Raw genomic sequence first — 17,041 nt, 5'->3', positions numbered from 1 at the left:
GTCAGGCCAGGCCCAGCTCTTGCATCCGGGACATGTGGGTGCGCTGGAGGCGGTCGAAGAACTCGGTCATCTGGGTCAGACCCTCGCCGCTCGTCATGACGAGGTCAACGAGTTCGTCGTGATCGGCCAGCACATACTGAGCCTGGGTGATCGCCTCGCCCAGCAACCGGCGCGACCACAAAGCCAGCCTGTGGCGCTGCTTCTGGCTCGCCGTCACGGCGGCCTGCACCTCGGCGACGACGAACTGCGAATGGCCGGTTTCCGACAGCACCGCGCGCACCACGTCGGCGACCTCGGTGGGTAACGACGTCGCGATCTCGAGATAGAAATCGGCGGCCAGCGCGTCGCCGACATATGTCTTGACGAGCGCTTCCAGCCACGTGCTGGGGGTGGTCAACCCCGGTGGTAATTCTCAAGAGCCGATGCGTATTTCGTCATCGCGGGCACGACGTCGACGCCCCGGCGCTCCAGCGAGTCGCGCAGTACCTCGTAGTGGTTCATCTCCGCGGCGGCCATGCTGGCCATATTGATGCGGCCCCGCAGGTTGGGCGCCATCCGCGCTTCGTCGGTCAGTCGGTAGAACGCCGCCACCTCGCCGTATGCCAGCAGCGCGAACAGCTCGTTGACACCGGGATGGTCGGCCGACACACCCGAGCTCACCGAGTCCGTCAGCTGCTCGGAAGTGGCCGCAGGCGGTGCCGGAGACTTGGGGGCAGTCATGGCCCAACTCTAATCGCCGGCCGCCAGTCGCTCTCACGGCGAACCCGGCCAGCTATCATGGATGCAGGCAGCGGCTTGAAATGCTCGAGTCAGGGTCGAAAAGACCACGTCGCTACCTAAGAAATGTGCGTGCACGCAGTCGGCCCGCCTACCTCAGCGCAGGGCCCCGGCAAAGCTTCGTCGAACTCGTGCGCGCGTGGACGCCATGAGGAATCGATAATCGAAAGGCTGAGCCCCCAGCGTATGACACATCTCAATCCAACCTTTGCTGAGCTCGGAGTCCGCGACGAAATCGTGCGCGCACTTTCCGAGGACGGCAAGGAACACCCGTTTGCTATCCAAGAACTCACCATGCCGATGGCGCTGGCAGGCGATGATCTCATCGGCCAGGCCCGCACCGGTATGGGCAAAACGCTCGCGTTCGGTGTCCCGCTGCTGCAGCGGATCACCACCGACCCCGACCGCGAGCTGTCCGGCATTCCGCGCGCACTGGTCGTCGTCCCCACCCGCGAGCTCTGCCTGCAGGTGTTCAGCGACCTCGAAATCGCCGCCAAGTACCTCACCGTCGGCGACCGCAAGCTGACCGTCACCTCCATCTACGGCGGTAGGCCCTACGAACCCCAGATCGAGGCCCTGCAGAAGGGTGTCGACGTGGTGGTGGGCACGCCGGGCCGTCTGCTCGACCTCGCGCAGCAGGGTCACCTGCAACTGGGCGGGCTTTCGATGCTGGTACTCGATGAGGCCGACGAGATGCTCGACCTGGGCTTCCTGCCCGACATCGAGCGCATCCTGCGTCAGATCCCGAGCGAACGGCAGGCCATGCTGTTCTCGGCGACCATGCCGGACCCGATCATCACGCTGGCACGCACGTTCATGAACCAGCCGACGCACATCCGCGCCGAGGCCCCGCATTCGGCGGCCACCCACGACACCACCGAGCAGTTCGCCTATCGCGCGCACGCACTGGACAAGATCGAGATGGTCGCCCGCATTCTGCAGGCCGAAGGCCGCGGCGCCACGATGATCTTCACCAGGACCAAGCGCACCGCCCAGAAGGTGTCCGACGAACTCGCCGAGCGCGGCTTCAAGGTCGGCGCGGTGCACGGCGATCTCGGCCAGGGTGCCCGCGAGAAGTCGCTCAAGGCGTTCCGCACCGGTGACGTCGACGTACTCGTCGCCACCGATGTCGCCGCCCGCGGTATCGACATCGACGACATCACCCACGTGATCAACTACCAGATCCCCGAGGACGAGCAGGCCTACGTGCACCGCATCGGCCGCACCGGCCGCGCTGGCAAGACGGGTATCGCGGTCACGCTGGTCGACTGGGACGAGTTGCCCCGCTGGACGATGATCGACAAGGCGCTCGGGCTGAACACCCCCGACCCCGCCGAAACGTACTCGAGCTCCCCGCACCTGTACGAAGAGCTGAACATCCCCGCCGAGGCCGCCGGCGCCATCGGCGAACCGCACAAAGATCGTGCTGCCAAGCGTCCGCCCGCCGAGAAGAAGGCCGATCGTCCCGTCCGCAACCGCAACCGTCGGCGCACCCGCGGCGGGGAGCCGGTCGGTGGACACTCCCCTGCGGCGCCGGCCGAGACCGGCTCGCCCGAGGCCGAGGCGGGCAGTGACGGTGCGCCACGGCGCAGGCGTCGTCGGCGTCCCCGCAAGGCTGCGGCCAGCACGGGCTAGCAGCCCTCGAGAAGACGTCGCAAAGACACCACCACCGCACGATGGTCAAACCTGAACGCCGCACGCGCGCCGACGTGGTGGCGGCCATCGCAATCGCGGTGGCCGTCGCCGTCACGGTCGGCGTGGTGTGGTGGGTCAGCGACGCCAGGGCGACGATCAGCCGCCCCGCGGCCAATCCGGTTCCTGCCCTGGGCGCCGCCAAGGTGGTGCCGTCGGCGCTGCGCCAGCTGTGGACCGCGCCCAGCCCCAAGACCACGGCACCTCTGGTGGTCGCAGGCAGCGTGGTCACCGGGGACGGCCACACCGTGCAGGGCCGCGACCCGGCGTCCGGCAGCCCCGTGTGGAGCTATGCGCGAACCAACCTCGAGCTGTGCGGGGTCAGCTGGGTATACCAGTACGCCGTCGCGGTCTACCCGGACAGCCGGGGCTGCGGCCAGGTCAGCACCATCGACGCGAAGACAGGCCAGCGCGGTCCCGCCCGCACCGCCTACGCGGATCCCGAGGTGCGCCTGTCCTCGGATGGCACCGCCGTGCTGTCGGCCGGGGACAGCCGACTGGAGCTGTGGCGCTCGGACATGGTCAGGATGCTGAGCTACGGCTCCCTGGACGCGAAGATCAAACCCGGCACTCCGGCGTCGCCGCTGTGCCGGCTGGTTTCGGCGGCCGCCAGTTCGACGGCAGTCTCGGTGCTCGAGTCCTGCCCCAAGCAGGAGGATCTGCGCCTGACCCTGTTGCGGCCTGCCGACGACGAGGACACCCCCGAGCTGAAGTACGTCACCCAGTCCGGGGTGAGCGCAGATTCCGGTGCACAAGTGGTCGCTGTCTCCGACACGACGACGGCGGTGTACGTGCCGACGCCGAAGCCGGTCGTGAACATCGTCGACGAAACCGGCGCCACGATCGCGAGCACGCCGCTGCCCAAGCCTGCGACGCCGAACGCGACGATGAACCGCGCGGGCGACTTGTTCACCTGGTGGACCGGCGACAGCGTAATGGTGTTCTCCGCCAAGGGACTTCAGTACAAGTACACCGTCTCGCCGGCGGGCGCCAACATTCCGCTTGGACCCGCGACGGTGATGGCTGGAAAGCTGCTCGTTCCGGTCACCGGCGGCTACGACGTGTTCGACGCCGATAGCGGAAAGGGCGACCGGCATATCCCGGTGCCCCGCCCGCCGAATTCGGATCCCGTGGTTCCCGCGGTGGCGGGGTCGACGGTGGTCGAGCAACGGGGCGGCGAACTGGTGGCGCTCGGCGGCTGAGCCGCCAATCCAGCTTCGGCGGCTGAGCCGCCAATCCAGCTTCGGCTAGACGTCGGGCGTGTAGGTCGCCAACGCCTTGCCTTGCTTCCAATGCTTGAGCAACGCGTTGGCCAACTCGCGATAGGCGCTCGCACCCTTGTTCTTTCGACCTGCGAGCACCGATGCTCCCGACGCGGTGGCCTCGGCGAAACGTACCGTTCGAGGTATCGGCGGGGCGAGCACCGGTAAGTCGTATCGATCGGCGACGTCGAGGAGTACGTCGCGGCTATGGGTGGTGCGCGAGTCGTACAGCGTTGGCAGCGCACCCAGCAGTTGCAGGTCACTGTTGGTGATCTGCTGGACGTCGTTGATGGTCCGCAGGAACTGGCCGACGCCGCGGTGTGCCAGGGTTTCGCATTGCAGCGGCACGATCACGTCATCGGCCGCCGTCAGCCCGTTGAGGGTGAGCACGCCCAGCGACGGCGGGCAGTCGATGATCACCACGTCGAACTGGTCATTGACCTTGGCAAGCGCTCGCTTGAGGGCGTATTCGCGGCCGGCCCGCATCAACAGCATCGCCTCGGCCCCGGCCAGATCGATGTTGGCGGGCAGCAGCGTCATACCCTCCGACGTCTCGACGAGCGCCGCCTCGGTCTCGACCTCGCCGAGGAGCACCTCGTGGATCGACATCGGCAGCTTGTCCGGGTCCTGGCCCAACGAGAACGTCAGACACCCCTGAGGATCCAGGTCGACGAGCAGCACCCGCCGCCCCTTCTCCACCATCGCCGCACCCAGCGATGCCACTGTCGTTGTTTTGGCGACCCCACCCTTTTGATTGGCGACCGCAAGTACCCGCGTCACCCTGCCATCCTGGCACGCCCGCGAACAGCACGACCGAACGTGGGGCAGAATCGCAGCGTGAGTGTCGAGCAGCACCGCCTGCTACTGCTTCGTCATGGGGAGACGGAATGGTCACTCTCCGGTCGGCACACCGGCCGCACTGAACTCGAGCTCACCGAAACCGGCCGCCAGCAGGCCAAGCTGGCAGCCGACGCGCTGGACGTGCTCAGCCTGGACAACCCGCTGGTGGTGTCCAGCCCGCGGCAACGCGCGCTCGTCACCGCTGAGCTGGCCGGACTGACGGTCGATGAGGTCTCCCCCGTTCTCGCCGAATGGGATTACGGCGACTACGAGGGCCTGACCACCAGCGAGATCCGGCAGAGCGTGCCCGACTGGCTGGTGTGGACGCACGGATGCCCGGGTGGGGAATCCACCCAGCAGGTCAGCGATCGCGCCGACCGCGCCATCGGGTTCGCACTGGAGCAGATGAAGTCGCGTGATGTCCTGTTCGTCGGCCACGGCCATTTCTCGCGGGCGGTCCTGACGCGCTGGGTGCAGCTCGAGATCTGCGAGGGCATCAGGTTCGCGATGGTGGCCGCGTCGATCGCGGTGTGCGGCCACGAGCACGGCGTGCGTCAGATCAGCGCACTGGGACTGACGGGCCATCGCCACCCGTGCCTGCCCTCATGACCCGCGAACCGTCGTTCGTCCTCGCCTCGGGCGGCAGCGCCGTCATCGCCGACGGCGTGCACACCGCATTCCCGAGAGTCTCGGAGGCGCGTGCCGCTCTGGCCTCGCACAGTACCCCAATTATTCTGGGCGCCTTACCTTTTGACATGTCGAAGCCGGCGGCGCTCATCCGGCCGCAGGCAGTCCAGTTCCTCGACGCGCTGCCGGAGTGGCCGTTGCGCACCCTGCCGTCAGTGCACATCGCCGAGCCGCTGCCGGAGCCGGACGAACACCGTTCCCGCATCGCGTCTGCGCTGGAACGCCTGCGCGATCCCGACAGCGGCCTGCACAAAGTCGTGCTGGCCCGCGCGCTGCGCCTGGTCGCCGATGGTCCCTTGGATGCCCGCACGATCCTGGACCGCATCGTCGCCCAGGACTCCGCGGCCAACGCGTTTCTGGCGGACCTGACCGCGGCCGGCGGCGGGTACTCGGGCAGTGCACTCATCGGTGCGAGTCCGGAGCTGCTGGTGGCTCGCAAGGGTGATCGGATGCTGTGCGCACCGTTCGCCGGATCGGCGCCACGCCTGGCCGACCCCGAGGCAGACGAGGCGAGCGGGGCGGCGCTGGTGGCCTCGGCGAAGAATAGGCACGAGCACCAGCTCGTCGTCGACGCGGTGCGCACTGCACTGGAGCCGCTGTGCACCGAACTGGACATCTCGGCAGATCCGAAGCTCAACAAGACCGCCGCCGTCTGGCATCTCTACACCCCAATCAGTGGACGACTGCGCGAAAATTCCACCACAGCACTGGATTTGGCGATTGCCCTACACCCGACGCCCGCGGTGGGCGGAGTGCCCACCGATGCGGCCGAACAGCTGATCAACGAACTCGAGGGTGATCGCGGGTTCTATGCGGGCGCGGTGGGCTGGTGTGATCAGCGCGGCGACGGTCGCTGGGTGGTGTCGATCCGCTGTGCACAACTGTCCGCCGACCGTCGCACCGCATACGCCTACGCCGGCGGCGGGATCGTCGCCGAATCCGAGCCCGACGACGAAGTCGACGAGACTACAACGAAATTCAAGACGATATTCGCAGCCCTTGGTGTGCAGCCATGAGCGAGCTGATCCGTCTTGCCCGGCCGGGCGACGAACCGGAACTGACCGCGATGGTCTACGAGCTCGCGGAGTTCGAGCATTCCGTGGACCAGTGCACGCTCACCGAAGAGCGGTTGACGGCCGCGTTGTTCGGTGACGTGCCGACCGCGTGGGCGCACCTCGCGGAAGTCGACGGCAAGGCCGCCGCGTGCGCCATCTGGTACCGCACCTTCTCGACGTGGGAGGGCGTGGCCGGCATCTATCTCGAAGATCTGTTCGTGCGCCCCGACTTTCGCAGGCTGGGACTGGCGCGAAAACTGCTCGCCGAACTCGCGCGCCAGTGCATCGACACCGACGGCGCCCGGCTGGAGTGGGCCGTGCTGGACTGGAACGTCAACGCGATCGCGCTCTACGACGCCGTCGGCGGCAAGCCGCAGAACGAGTGGATCACCTACCGGGTATCCGGCCCGGACTTGTCGGCGCTCGCCGCGTCGTCGGCGGCGGGCGAGCCCTGAGCCGCCGCCCACTGCAGGGCTGACGGGCTGAACAGCAGTGCCAGCACGGCCAGCACCACGACCGCAACCGTGACGCCGGGCACCCATTGGCCCGATCCGACTCCGATGTACCAGGCCACCCCCAGCAGGATCAGCTGGGCGAACACGGCCAGGCCGCGTCCCCACTGCCGGCCCGTCCACAGCGCCCATCCCGCGGCAAGGACGGCCGAACCCATGACCACGAACCAGCCCGCCGTGCCGAACAGGTTCATTCCGGGCTCACGGGTGCCGAGCAGCCCGCTCACCACGTACCAGATCGCCGCCACCACGCCCGCAAGGCCTTCCAGCGATACGACGATGGCTGCCTGACGCACGGATGCCGGGGAGGGAACAGTCACGACCTCGAGGGTAGAGGTTTGGCTTGCCCCTTTAGATAGGGTCGTCTTCTGTGCGCGCCGTGCTGATCGTTAACCCCAATGCGACGTCGACGACCCCGGCCACGCGTGATCTGCTCGCTCACGCCCTCGAGAGCCGGGTGAAGCTCACCGTCATCCACACCGACCACCGCGGCCACGCGGTGGAGATCGGCCGCGAGGCCGCGGCCGACGGTGTCGAGGTGCTGATCGTGCACGGCGGTGACGGCACCGTTAACGAGGTGGTGAACGGCATTCTCGAGGTCGGCGGGCCGGGCGTGGGGGCACCGGCCGTCGGCGTCGTGCCGGGCGGCTCGGCGAACGTGTTTGCGCGAGCACTCGGGATCAGCCCTGACCCTATCGAGGCCACGAATCAACTCGTTGACCTGCTGTCCGCCTACCGCCGTCGCAAGACCTGGCGGCGCATCGGCCTGATGGACTGCGGCGAACGGTGGGCGGTGTTCACCGCCGGCATGGGTGTGGATGGTGACGTCGTGGCCGCCGTCGAGGCGCAGCGCGCCAAGGGCCGCAAGGTCACGGCCTCGCGCTACATCCGCGTGGCGATCCGCGAGATGCTTTCCAGCGCCCGCAAGGATCCCTCGCTGACGTTGCACATCCCCGACCGCGACCCCGTGGAGGGCGTGCATTTCGCCTTTGTGTCGAACTCCAGCCCCTGGACGTACGCCAACACGAGGCCCGTGTGGACAAACCCGACGACCTCGTTCGAGACCGGCCTGGGTGTCTTCGCGATCACCAGCATGAACGTGTGGGCCAATCTGCGGCTGGTACGCAAGATGCTGGCGAGACGCCCGCGCATAGACGCAGCGCACCTGATCCGGGAAGACGACCTACCACAACTGCGAGTGACGAGTGACACACCGGTCGCATGCCAGATCGACGGCGACTACCTCGGGCTGCGCGACACAATGACGTTCACGTCGGTGCCAAGCGCCTTGGGTGTCGTTGCGCCGTCGGTAAACACCTAGCCTGAGCAGCGATAACGCCGACGGATCAGCCGATTCAGGGCGCAGATGAAATGAGTGTAGTACAAACGAATGAGGGCTTGAAAATGCGGGCCTGCTAGTGAGGTTGCCCACTTGTTAACTGATCAGTATTGACATCTGTTCAGCCTGTGAAAAACTCGGATGCAACAGTGCAGAAACATTTCATGCGCACGCGTTAACAGCCGAGAAAACGTCAGTGCGCTGTGCTGCGCACACGGATAGATATCGACGAGGAGTTTGATCTTATGGATTGGCGCCACAAGGCGGTCTGTCGCGACGAGGATCCGGAACTGTTCTTCCCGGTGGGAAACAGTGGCCCGGCCCTCGCTCAGATCGCTGACGCGAAGCTTGTCTGCAACCGCTGTCCGGTGACTACAGACTGCCTCACCTGGGCGTTGGAGTCTGGACAGGACGCAGGCGTGTGGGGCGGAATGAGCGAAGACGAGCGGCGCGCGCTGAAGCGGCGCAATGCCCGCACCAAGGCCCGCAGCGGGGTCTAAAGCTCTCAACCCGCATCAGACACGATTACGGCCCCGACGAAAGTCGGGGCCGTAATTCTTTTGTAATGAAATTCGCGAGAATGGCGTCAGTCGATGTCAAATTTCATCGGTCGACACAAGTTACCTACTGCGCTAGACGGGCGCGGCGCCCGATCGGCACCCGCAACACCACATCCGTACCGCCGGAGTCCACCTCGTGCATACCGAGCGAACCGTCCAATTCCGCTGACACCAGCGTCCGCACGATCTGCAGTCCGAGCCGATCGGACTTCTCCAGGCTGAAGCCTTCGGGCAGTCCGCGGCCGTCGTCGTGTACCACCACATCGAGCCAACGGGCCGAACGTTCCGCGCGGATCGTCACGCACCCCTGTTGAGTGGACCTGTCGAAGGCGTGCTCGATGGCGTTCTGCACCAGTTCGGTGATCACCATGATCAAGGCCGTGGCCCGGTCGGCGTCGAGTACACCTAGTTCGCCGACCCGGTTGATCCGGATGGGGTTGTCCGAATCAACCGGAGCCGCAACGTCATTCATGATCGGCAGGATTCGGTCGATGACCTCGTCGAGGTTCACCTCTTCGTCCACCGACATCGACAGCGCGTCGTGCACCAACGCGATCGAGGACACCCGGCGCACCGACTCGATCAGCGCCTCGCGACCCTCGGCGTTGTTGGTGCGCCGCGCCTGCAGTCGCAGCAGGGCGGCGACCGTCTGCAGATTGTTCTTGACCCGATGGTGGATCTCGCGGATCGTCGCGTCCTTGGACAGCAGCGCGCGGTCGCGGCGCTTGACCTCGGTCACGTCGCGGATCAGCACGGCGGCCCCAACAGCGTTGCCGTGCACCACAAGCGGCAGCGTGCGCAGCAACACCGCGGCACCGCCGGCGTCGACTTCCATCCGCATGCTCGAACCGCCGGCCAGCGAGTCACGGACGTGGTCGGCCAGTTCCTGGGCTTCGAACGGGTCCGAGATCAGCGGCCTAGTCACGGTGACCAGGTTGTGTCCCTCGAGTTCGGCCGCAAGGCCCATCCGGTGGTAGGCCGAGATGGCGTTCGGACTGGCGAACGTGACGATGCCGGTTCCGTTGAGGCGGATGAAGCCGTCTCCGACGCGTGGGCTCGAGCGCGACATGGCGACGTCACCGACATTCGGGAAGGTGCCTTCGGACAGCATCAGCAGCAGGTCGTCGGCGCAGTCGAGGTACGCGCTTTCCAGCGGACTCGCTTTGCGCGCCGCCAGTGCGGTCTGATGCGTCAGCACCGCAACCACGTTGTTGTTGTAGCGCACCGGAACAGCCTCCTCGTTGAGGCTGGGGGGATCCTCCTGCAAATCCTTGTAGCCCGCCGGGTTTTGTCTTCCGATGGCGCCCGAGTCGAACGCATCGGCCACGACGGGCATCTCATGTGCCTGGTTCAGGGTGCCGACGGCGTCGGCGAGTAGCACCGTCGGCGCGGTGTTCGGTCGGACCTGCGCCACGCACACCAGCGCACCGTCATCGCGACGCACCCACATCAGGAAGTCACCGAATGAGAGGTCGGCCAGTAGCTGCCACTCACCCACCACCGCATGCAGGTGGTCAACGGCATTGCCCGGCAGCATGGTGTGCTCGGCGAGCAGGTCACCGAGGGTGGACATCGGGCCTCACTGTTGCGGTCGTCGGACCCGCATCAGCTGATCACGGCGATGAGGTCGCCGGCCTGGATCACGTCGCCGACCGAAACGCTGACCTTGCTTACGGTGCCTGCGACCTCGGCCAGCACCGGGATCTCCATCTTCATCGACTCCAGCAGCACCAGGGTGTCGCCCTCGCCGATCTGATCGCCCTCGTTCACCACGACCTCGAGCACACTGGCCACGATCTCGGCGCGAACATCCTCGGCCATCTTCACCCCTTCGGAGTCCTATGTCGTCGGCACCTGGCTCCGCGTACCTGACGCTCATATCGAACCACACCACCGGCCCGACAGAGTTGTCGCCAGGCCGTGAGAGAATAGCTACGAGCACCCGCTGGATGCGGGCTCCACAATCCCCTGTATCGAATGGAGGACGACCATGGCCAAGCGTGGCCGTAAGAAGCGCGACCGCAAGCACTCGAAGGCCAACCACGGAAAACGGCCCAATGCGGGCTCGAAGGCCGTCAAGTAGCGGCTAACCGCGCCGGATGATGGTGGTGCGGCTGATCTCGATGCGCAGCCGCTCACGCAGGCTGTCTGGGGCTTTCTCCCCGCCGCACTTGTTCGCAATCAGCTTCTTCACGCGCTCCTCCACGCCGTAGTGGCGTAGGCACGCGGGGCACTCTTCGAGGTGATGGCGCAGCTTGTCGCGGGTTTCGGCGGTGCATTCACCGTCGAGCAGCGTCCACACCTCGGCGATCACCGCAGCACACTCCGGATGCTCCGGGTCGACTGGACCGACCGGCGGCTGCCAGCGCTCTTCGTCGTGGGTCGAGCTCATGACGAAACCTCCTCAGGTGCCTCGACCTGCCCGCCGCGAATGAATCCGCGGTCGCGGGCCACGTCGGCGAGCAATTCGCGCAGCTGACGCCTGCCCCGGTGCAACCGGGACATGACGGTGCCGATCGGGGTATCCATGATCTCGGCGATCTCCTTGTACGGGAACCCTTCCACGTCGGCGTAGTACACCGCCATCCGGAACTCCTCGGGCAGCGCCTGCAGCGCGTCCTTGATCTCGCTGTCCGGAAGGGCCTCCAAAGCCTCCACCTCGGCCGAGCGCAGCCCGGTCGACGAATGCTCGGCGTTGGCCGCAAGCTGCCAGTCGGTGATCTCTTCGGTCGGATACTCCGCAGGCTGGCGCTGCTTCTTGCGGTAGCTGTTGATGTAAGTGTTGGTCAGGATCCGGTACAGCCACGCCTTGAGGTTCGTGCCCTCGCGGAACGAGCGGAAGCCTGCATACGCCTTCACCATGGTTTCCTGCAGCAGGTCCTCGGCGTCCGCCGGATTTCGCGTCATGCGCAGCGCGCCGCCGTACAGCTGGTCGAGCAAAGGTATCGCGTCACGCTCGAACCGGGCGGTCAGCTCGGCGTCTGACTCGTCCGATCTCGCAGGCGCCGAATCGGACCCCGACCCGTCAATGTCGCTCATCGCGGGAAGCACCGTCCCTTCTGTTGCGGCGCCACCAAACAGGCCCGGCAGGTCCACCGGACGCTCTAAGGCAAGTGCTGGCACCTTGACCCCTCCTTCGATCGTAGAGGTTGAGACGGACATCTTTCCCGGCTGCCGCTGCTGGCAGCCCTAACTGCCGTCAATAACAGTGCCACCGGCCGGGCTTGTTCCCGCACTACGCTCGAGCCCGTGACTCGTGCGGCAACTCCTGCGCTCGCGGTCCTGGTGGCAGCCGGGGTGCCCCACGAGGTCCTGCAGTACCACCACGACCCCCGCAATTCGTCTTTCGGCGAGGAGGCCGCGTTCGCGCTGGCGCACACGGAGGGTGTCGACCCTGAGCAGGTGTTCAAAACGCTGGTGGTGGCAATGCCGGCGGGGCCTCGGAGCGGCGGCCGCGACGTCAGACTCGGCGTCGCCGTGTTGCCGGTGCCCGCCAAGCTCTCGCTCAAGGCGACCGCCACCGCGCTGGGCGCGCCGAAGGCCACGATGGCTGAACGCGCGGCCGCCGAACGTTCGACCGGATACGTGATCGGCGGGATCTCGCCGTTCGGCCAGCGCAAGACCCTGCCCACAGTTGTCGACGAGTCGGCTCTGACCTGGGATCGCATACTGTGCAGCGCGGGCAAGCGAGGCTGGGACGTCGCGGTGCATCCGCGGGATCTGATCGCACTGACCAACGCGACGACCGCCGCCATCCGCGCCTGACCATCTGCCGAACGTGGGTTACCCGCACGCTTTTGGAGCCAAAGGTGTGCCGGTAACCCACGTTCGCGCTGGGGTGCGTCGGCCGGAGTCATAGGGTGAGGCCATGTCGCTCTCAGGGAAGACCATGTTCATCTCCGGAGCCAGCCGCGGTATCGGGCTGGCGATCGCCAAGCGCGCGGCCGCCGACGGCGCGAACATCGCGCTGGTCGCAAAGACGGCCGAACCACACCCCAAGCTCGAAGGCACCGTCTACACCGCGGCCAAGGAGATCGAGCAGGCGGGCGGCCAGGCGCTGCCGATCGTCGGCGACATCCGCGACGGCGACTCGGTCGCATCGGCAGTGGAGGCGGCGGTCGCGCAGTTCGGCGCGATCGACATCTGCGTCAACAACGCCTCGGCGATCAACCTGGGTTCGGTGACCGAGGTCCCACTCAAGCGGTTCGACCTGATGAACGGGATCCAGGTGCGTGGCACGTACTCGGTGTCGCAGGCGTGCATTCCCCACATGATGGGACGCGAGAATCCGCACATCCTGACGCTGTCGCCGCCGATCCGGTTGGAGCCCAAGTGGCTCAAGCCCACGGCCTACATGATGGCCAAATACGGGATGACACTGTGCGCCTTAGGAATTGCCGAGGAGATGCGCGATGCGGGCATCGCCTCCAATACGCTGTGGCCCCGCACAATGGTGGCGACGGCGGCGGTGCAGAACCTGCTCGGCGGCGACGAGGCCATGGGCCGGGCCCGCAAGCCGGAGGTGTACTCCGATGCCGCGTACGTGATCCTCAACAAGCCGGCCCGCGAGTACACCGGCAACACCCTGCTGTGCGAGGACGTGTTGCTGGAGTCCGGGGTCACCGATCTGTCGGTCTACGACTGCGTGCCCGGTGCCGAACTCGGTGTCGATCTGTGGGTGGACACACCGAACCCGCCCGGATACGCCGGCCCCTAGTTCACCTTCGTTGGTCTTCCGAAGCGCGCATGCACACCCGGCGAGTACAGCCCGCGCATTCGTTCGCCCACGACGTCCACTCCACTCGCGGCGAGCAGATCATCCTCCAAGTCGAGGATGTGTGCCTCGCGCAGCGGCCACTCGCCATGTTCGTTGGGCACCCACCACGTGCGTCCGGCCTTTCGGGTGTGCCCGCCCCAGCGCGCGGTGAGCCACACCTCCAGCGGCGTCGGCGTCACCGGGTCGCCGATCCGAACTCTGAGTCTGCTGCGCAGTCCCCTGGTCGGCAAGCGCCGCACACTTGTATACGTGATCTCACCGTCGCGCTGGATGACGCGCATCTTCGCCCAGGTGTACGGAACTCCCATCAGCGCTCGCGTGAGCCCTACCACGGCCAGTCGCTCGGTCTCCAGTGACCTGAAGAGCACGCCGTGTCGGCCGGCGTCGTCAACCGAGTACAGCCGGATGTTGGTCTCGGCGAAGCGTCCGAAGTACGGCAGTCGCAGCGACGTGCCCAACGCGCTGTGGCGCATCACGAACGGCACCAGCGCCACATAGGTGAGGCCGTCGGAGAACACGTCCGGGCGGGTGCCCGGCGGAAACAGGTGCGCGACGCGCTGCGGCTGGACCGGCCAGTGGACGAAGGTGAGGTCGCTCCAGAACTGGTCGAACAGCACGGGCCGCGGCAGCGGCGGCGCGGTGACCTGAAAGCTCACCGCGCCATCGTGGCACGCGCGGGGGCCATGTCTTCGCGCTACGACGATGTCCGTTGGCGACCGCCGAGCATGCCGTGCACGTTGTCCGCGAAGGCCGCGGTGGTGAAGCACGTCGGTTCGGCGAACTCTTCGAAGGTGAGCGCGTCATTCCAGCTCGCGTCGGCGGCGGCACGCAGCAGCGGCTTCGTCATCGCCATCGCATGCGGGGGCATGTCAGCGATACGCGAGCACCATTCGTCGGCCGCGTTCAGCAGCTCGCCGTGAGCGACCACCTGCTGCACCAGCCCAAGACGCAAGGCGGTCTCAGCATCGATGTGCTCGCCGCGCAGGTAGAACGCCAACGCTCCCTGATAGCCCAGCCGTCGGGTCAGCGCCCAACTGGTCCCGACCTCAGGAATGAGTCCAAGCCGACCGAAGGCGGGCACGATCACGGCCCGTTCACTGGCGATGACGAGGTCGCACGTCATCGCCCACGCCAATCCGACACCGGCAGCGGGGCCGTTGAGCGCGGCGACGAACAGGGTGTCCGAACCGGCGATGAGCCGGGCGATGCCGCCGAATTCCCGTCTGATCCAACGCCATACGTCGGCGCCGCCCTCCGGGGCATCGCGGTTCTCGATGGCCGCGCCCATCATCTTCAGGTCGCCGCCGGCGCTGAAACCCGGATCGGAACCGGTGATGACGATGGATCGCACGTCGGGGTCGGCATCCAGGGCGGTCAGCGCCCGACGCAGTTGTCGTACCAGCGGCGCGGAGAGCACGTTTAGCCGCTGCGGCTCGTCGAGCGTGACGACCGCTCGGTCACCGCGGCGGTCCACCCGCACCCGTTCCGGAGCGTCAGTGGCGTCGCCTTCGGCCAGCAACCGCCGGTACAGGGAATCGGCTTCGCTCTTCATGGTGGTTACTCCTCAGTTTCATTGGCGCGCAACGCCGTCCAGGCTGCATCAGCGAACGTATCGACGGCGCCGCGCGGAAGCCTGGCCGCTGAGCCCGCCACCCAATAGCGCGAGAACTCCTGTGCAGGCCCGAGCCACAGCGCGGCGGTGATCCCGATATCCAGCGGTCTTAGCGCCCCGTAAGCCTGGTGCGGGCGCCACCAGTCCCGGACCGCCTCGAAAAACACGCTGTTGCAATGCCGCAGCTCGTCACTGTCCAGCCGGGAACCCAGCAACAGCGCGGCCTCGCCGCGGTGTGCGGTCACCCATCGCAGGTGATACCTCACACCGCCACGAATACCTCCCTCGGCCGTCGCGTGTTCGCGCAGCATCGTGATGAACCCCGCCTGGTACTCGCTCATCAATTGCGCGTAGACGGCGGTCGCCAGCGACAGCTTGTCGGGAAAGTGGTGATAGAGCGCGCCGACGCTCACCTCGGCCTCGCGCCGCACCTCGTCCAAGGTCGCTGAAAGTGCCCCATTGATCGCGAACCGCCGGCGCGCCACGTTCAACAATCGGGCCCGTGCGTCCACGCTTGTTCGAGGCACGAGCAATACTCTATCAATACCGAGGGTTTCTCGGTATTAGTGGACGGCGCGGCTTGCCCCTTTCACGCTGCGCAGACGTGGGCACCGAGCATGAGCTGAGGCCACATGACCGCAGTCTGGACGAAGGCCAGGATCTCGGAACCGGCGGGCAACCGGACGCGGAACGCGGTGTCGAACAGTTGCACCTGCTCGGCGTCGAAGAAAGCCCACACCAGCCCGATGAGCAGGTACGGAATCGCAAGCCACAGCGCGAATTCGATCATCGCCGCCACGCTCACCTTCCGACTCAGCACCCGGCGCAGAATGCTCACACCAACGCGCGTTCTCGGCGCACCCGGCGCCGCACATCTGCCAGCAGGACGTAACTGCCGCCCTGACGGACGAACACCGGCAGGAATCGGTTCGCCAAAGCGACTACCAGGAAAAGACTTTCGAAGAGCCACTGCCGGAAATCACCCCACTGCACACCCATGGCATCACGGAAGACCGGTGCCAGGAATCCGATGGTGAGGAATTTGAGCAACGGCCGGAATGGCAGGCCCAGCACGGGGTTGATCATGTGCAGGTTCAGCAGGTCGAACAGATAGCCGCGGACGTGATCATCGATGCTGACGTGAGTGCACGCCGTGGCCCAGTACGAATCGAATTCCGCTCGGGTGGGCGGCCATTGGTCCTCGGTCACCTGCAGCGTCGTGCCCAGCGTCCATGCCGACTGGTAGAACTGCTCGGCCTGTTCAGCGGTCATCTCACCACGCAGTAGTTGATACGTGTCTTCCAGTCCCACGAACAGGCACGCCGCCACCCACATCTGGAGGTCGCGGTCAAAAGCGTTGTAACGCACCGGGCTGTCCGGGGTGGACTTGACGTGCCGATGCGCACCGTTGACGGCCTCACGGAAAGCCGCGCGGTCCCGCGGCGTGCCAATGATCGCGACCGCGAGGTATTGGAACGTCGTCCTCGCCCGCTTCCACGGATGCTTGAGCAGATTGCCCGAGTCCACCTTGCTTTCGACGACGCCGTAGCCCACCCCGGGACGCGACAGCTGCATGATGACGTTGGCCGCTCCCGCGGCGAACGACCAGAAATCCATTGCACCGGCCGCGGTGACCTGTTCGTCGGGGTCCCACCTGGGCGTGCGCCTGCGGATGGTGATGCGGCAGCGTTCAGCGGTCATATCGTGCACACCGCCGGGACGATCAACACCGGCCATGAGGCGATCGATATGAGAATCGACAGGATCCGCGCGGACCCGTCCCAGCCGATCTGGTCGCCGACGATAGCCGTCCACGCCATGCCGATGAGCAGGTAGGGAACCGCGAGCATCGCCCCGGTGCCGATCCACTCGGCGATGGTCATCTCGAAGGCGAGGACCTTCCTGGCAGCCGCGAGCATGCAGCTATG

At 66.3% G+C, this 17,041-nt stretch carries 22 protein-coding genes and 1 pseudogene; 10 read left to right on the top strand and 13 right to left on the bottom strand.

Annotation, left to right across the window (positions count from 1 at the left end; translation table 11 throughout):
• Window position 1: 1 nt before the first annotated feature.
• Window positions 2-720, bottom strand: a pseudogene (locus G6N42_RS29095) (ferritin-like fold-containing protein).
• Between the two features lie 243 nt (window positions 721-963).
• Between G6N42_RS29095 and G6N42_RS29090 the strand changes: the two are divergent.
• On the top strand, window positions 964-2,412 hold the full coding sequence (locus G6N42_RS29090; protein ID WP_163736339.1) for a DEAD/DEAH box helicase: 1,449 nt from the start codon (window positions 964-966) through the stop codon (window positions 2,410-2,412).
• A gap of 41 nt (window positions 2,413-2,453) precedes the next feature.
• Window positions 2,454-3,671 (top strand): Rv3212 family protein, encoded by a 1,218-nt coding sequence (locus G6N42_RS29085; protein ID WP_163736336.1) that lies wholly within the window; start codon window positions 2,454-2,456, stop codon window positions 3,669-3,671.
• 45 nt (window positions 3,672-3,716) lie between these two features.
• Here the strand turns inward: G6N42_RS29085 and G6N42_RS29080 are convergent, their stop codons facing one another.
• Window positions 3,717-4,511: a ParA family protein gene (locus G6N42_RS29080; protein WP_163736333.1), complete on the bottom strand. Its 795-nt coding sequence runs from the start codon at window positions 4,509-4,511 to the stop codon at window positions 3,717-3,719.
• 57 nt (window positions 4,512-4,568) lie between these two features.
• Between G6N42_RS29080 and G6N42_RS29075 the strand changes: the two genes are divergently transcribed.
• The 3 genes from G6N42_RS29075 to G6N42_RS29065 are packed head-to-tail and all read left to right on the top strand — an operon-like array spanning window position 4,569 to window position 6,768.
• Window positions 4,569-5,180, top strand: a complete 612-nt coding sequence (locus tag G6N42_RS29075; protein ID WP_163736330.1) for an acid phosphatase — start codon at window positions 4,569-4,571, stop codon at window positions 5,178-5,180.
• Complete coding sequence (locus G6N42_RS29070) at window positions 5,177-6,274, top strand: isochorismate synthase (protein ID WP_163736327.1); 1,098 nt, start codon at window positions 5,177-5,179, stop codon at window positions 6,272-6,274. The genes G6N42_RS29075 and G6N42_RS29070 overlap by 4 nt, the downstream gene beginning before the upstream one ends.
• Window positions 6,271-6,768 (top strand): GNAT family N-acetyltransferase, encoded by a 498-nt coding sequence (locus tag G6N42_RS29065; RefSeq protein WP_163736324.1) that lies wholly within the window; start codon window positions 6,271-6,273, stop codon window positions 6,766-6,768. Before G6N42_RS29070 ends, G6N42_RS29065 begins: the two co-directional genes overlap by 4 nt.
• Here G6N42_RS29065 and G6N42_RS29060 read toward each other — a convergent pair.
• Entirely contained in the window at window positions 6,705-7,145 is a 441-nt protein-coding gene (locus tag G6N42_RS29060) for a hypothetical protein (protein WP_163736321.1), read from the bottom strand. The two genes, G6N42_RS29065 and G6N42_RS29060, sit on opposite strands and share 64 nt — an antisense overlap.
• A 50-nt stretch (window positions 7,146-7,195) precedes the next feature.
• Between G6N42_RS29060 and G6N42_RS29055 the strand changes: the two genes are divergently transcribed.
• Together G6N42_RS29055 and G6N42_RS29050 are read left to right on the top strand one after the other, a co-directional pair.
• A complete protein-coding gene (locus G6N42_RS29055) occupies window positions 7,196-8,146 on the top strand; it encodes a diacylglycerol/lipid kinase family protein (protein WP_163736317.1) in 951 nt (316 codons plus the stop codon).
• A gap of 263 nt (window positions 8,147-8,409) precedes the next feature.
• Entirely contained in the window at window positions 8,410-8,664 is a 255-nt protein-coding gene (locus G6N42_RS29050) for a WhiB family transcriptional regulator (protein ID WP_006245866.1), read from the top strand.
• A gap of 124 nt (window positions 8,665-8,788) precedes the next feature.
• Here the strand turns inward: G6N42_RS29050 and G6N42_RS29045 are convergent, their stop codons facing one another.
• Together G6N42_RS29045 and G6N42_RS29040 are read right to left on the bottom strand one after the other, a co-directional pair.
• Window positions 8,789-10,297: a sensor histidine kinase gene (locus G6N42_RS29045; protein WP_163736314.1), complete on the bottom strand. Its 1,509-nt coding sequence runs from the start codon at window positions 10,295-10,297 to the stop codon at window positions 8,789-8,791.
• Between the two features lie 32 nt (window positions 10,298-10,329).
• Window positions 10,330-10,545 carry a biotin/lipoyl-binding carrier protein gene (locus G6N42_RS29040; RefSeq protein ID WP_014208824.1) on the bottom strand — a complete coding sequence of 72 codons (216 nt, stop codon included), beginning with the start codon at window positions 10,543-10,545 and terminating at the stop codon, window positions 10,330-10,332.
• Window positions 10,546-10,714: 169 nt separating this feature from the next.
• On the opposite strand from G6N42_RS29040, the gene G6N42_RS31765 reads away from it, so the two are divergent.
• Window positions 10,715-10,807: a 50S ribosomal protein bL37 gene (locus tag G6N42_RS31765; protein WP_014208825.1), complete on the top strand. Its 93-nt coding sequence runs from the start codon at window positions 10,715-10,717 to the stop codon at window positions 10,805-10,807.
• Between the two features lie 3 nt (window positions 10,808-10,810).
• Here the strand turns inward: G6N42_RS31765 and rsrA are convergent, their stop codons facing one another.
• Both rsrA and G6N42_RS29030 read right to left on the bottom strand, forming a co-directional pair.
• Window positions 10,811-11,116, bottom strand: coding sequence for a mycothiol system anti-sigma-R factor (gene rsrA, locus G6N42_RS29035; RefSeq protein WP_163686746.1), 306 nt, complete (start codon window positions 11,114-11,116; stop codon window positions 10,811-10,813).
• Entirely contained in the window at window positions 11,113-11,763 is a 651-nt protein-coding gene (locus G6N42_RS29030; RefSeq protein ID WP_163738511.1) for a sigma-70 family RNA polymerase sigma factor, read from the bottom strand. The genes rsrA and G6N42_RS29030 overlap by 4 nt, the downstream gene beginning before the upstream one ends.
• 210 nt (window positions 11,764-11,973) lie before the next feature.
• Between G6N42_RS29030 and G6N42_RS29025 the strand changes: the two genes are divergently transcribed.
• Window positions 11,974-12,489, top strand: coding sequence for an aminoacyl-tRNA deacylase (locus G6N42_RS29025; RefSeq protein WP_163736312.1), 516 nt, complete (start codon window positions 11,974-11,976; stop codon window positions 12,487-12,489).
• A 103-nt stretch (window positions 12,490-12,592) separates the two neighbouring features.
• Complete coding sequence (locus G6N42_RS29020; RefSeq protein WP_163736309.1) at window positions 12,593-13,441, top strand: SDR family oxidoreductase; 849 nt, start codon at window positions 12,593-12,595, stop codon at window positions 13,439-13,441.
• Here the strand turns inward: G6N42_RS29020 and G6N42_RS29015 are convergent.
• From G6N42_RS29015 to G6N42_RS28990, 6 genes are all read right to left on the bottom strand, one after another.
• Window positions 13,438-14,157 carry a YqjF family protein gene (locus G6N42_RS29015; RefSeq protein WP_163736305.1) on the bottom strand — a complete coding sequence of 240 codons (720 nt, stop codon included), beginning with the start codon at window positions 14,155-14,157 and terminating at the stop codon, window positions 13,438-13,440. The two genes, G6N42_RS29020 and G6N42_RS29015, sit on opposite strands and share 4 nt — an antisense overlap.
• 38 nt (window positions 14,158-14,195) lie before the next feature.
• Window positions 14,196-15,053 carry an enoyl-CoA hydratase/isomerase family protein gene (locus G6N42_RS29010; protein ID WP_163736303.1) on the bottom strand — a complete coding sequence of 286 codons (858 nt, stop codon included), beginning with the start codon at window positions 15,051-15,053 and terminating at the stop codon, window positions 14,196-14,198.
• Between the two features lie 5 nt (window positions 15,054-15,058).
• Window positions 15,059-15,640 carry a TetR/AcrR family transcriptional regulator gene (locus G6N42_RS29005; protein WP_163736300.1) on the bottom strand — a complete coding sequence of 194 codons (582 nt, stop codon included), beginning with the start codon at window positions 15,638-15,640 and terminating at the stop codon, window positions 15,059-15,061.
• A 62-nt stretch (window positions 15,641-15,702) separates the two neighbouring features.
• Complete coding sequence (locus G6N42_RS29000; RefSeq protein ID WP_174262308.1) at window positions 15,703-15,903, bottom strand: hypothetical protein; 201 nt, start codon at window positions 15,901-15,903, stop codon at window positions 15,703-15,705.
• A 44-nt stretch (window positions 15,904-15,947) separates the two neighbouring features.
• Window positions 15,948-16,814 (bottom strand): oxygenase MpaB family protein, encoded by an 867-nt coding sequence (locus G6N42_RS28995; protein WP_163736294.1) that lies wholly within the window; start codon window positions 16,812-16,814, stop codon window positions 15,948-15,950.
• Window positions 16,811-17,032 (bottom strand): hypothetical protein, encoded by a 222-nt coding sequence (locus tag G6N42_RS28990; protein ID WP_163736291.1) that lies wholly within the window; start codon window positions 17,030-17,032, stop codon window positions 16,811-16,813. The genes G6N42_RS28995 and G6N42_RS28990 overlap by 4 nt, the downstream gene beginning before the upstream one ends.
• Window positions 17,033-17,041 lie beyond the last annotated feature (9 nt).

This window comes from Mycobacterium gallinarum (assembly GCF_010726765.1).
GTDB classification, from domain to species: domain Bacteria; phylum Actinomycetota; class Actinomycetes; order Mycobacteriales; family Mycobacteriaceae; genus Mycobacterium; species Mycobacterium gallinarum.
This window is presented reverse-complemented; position numbering and strand designations above follow the sequence as displayed.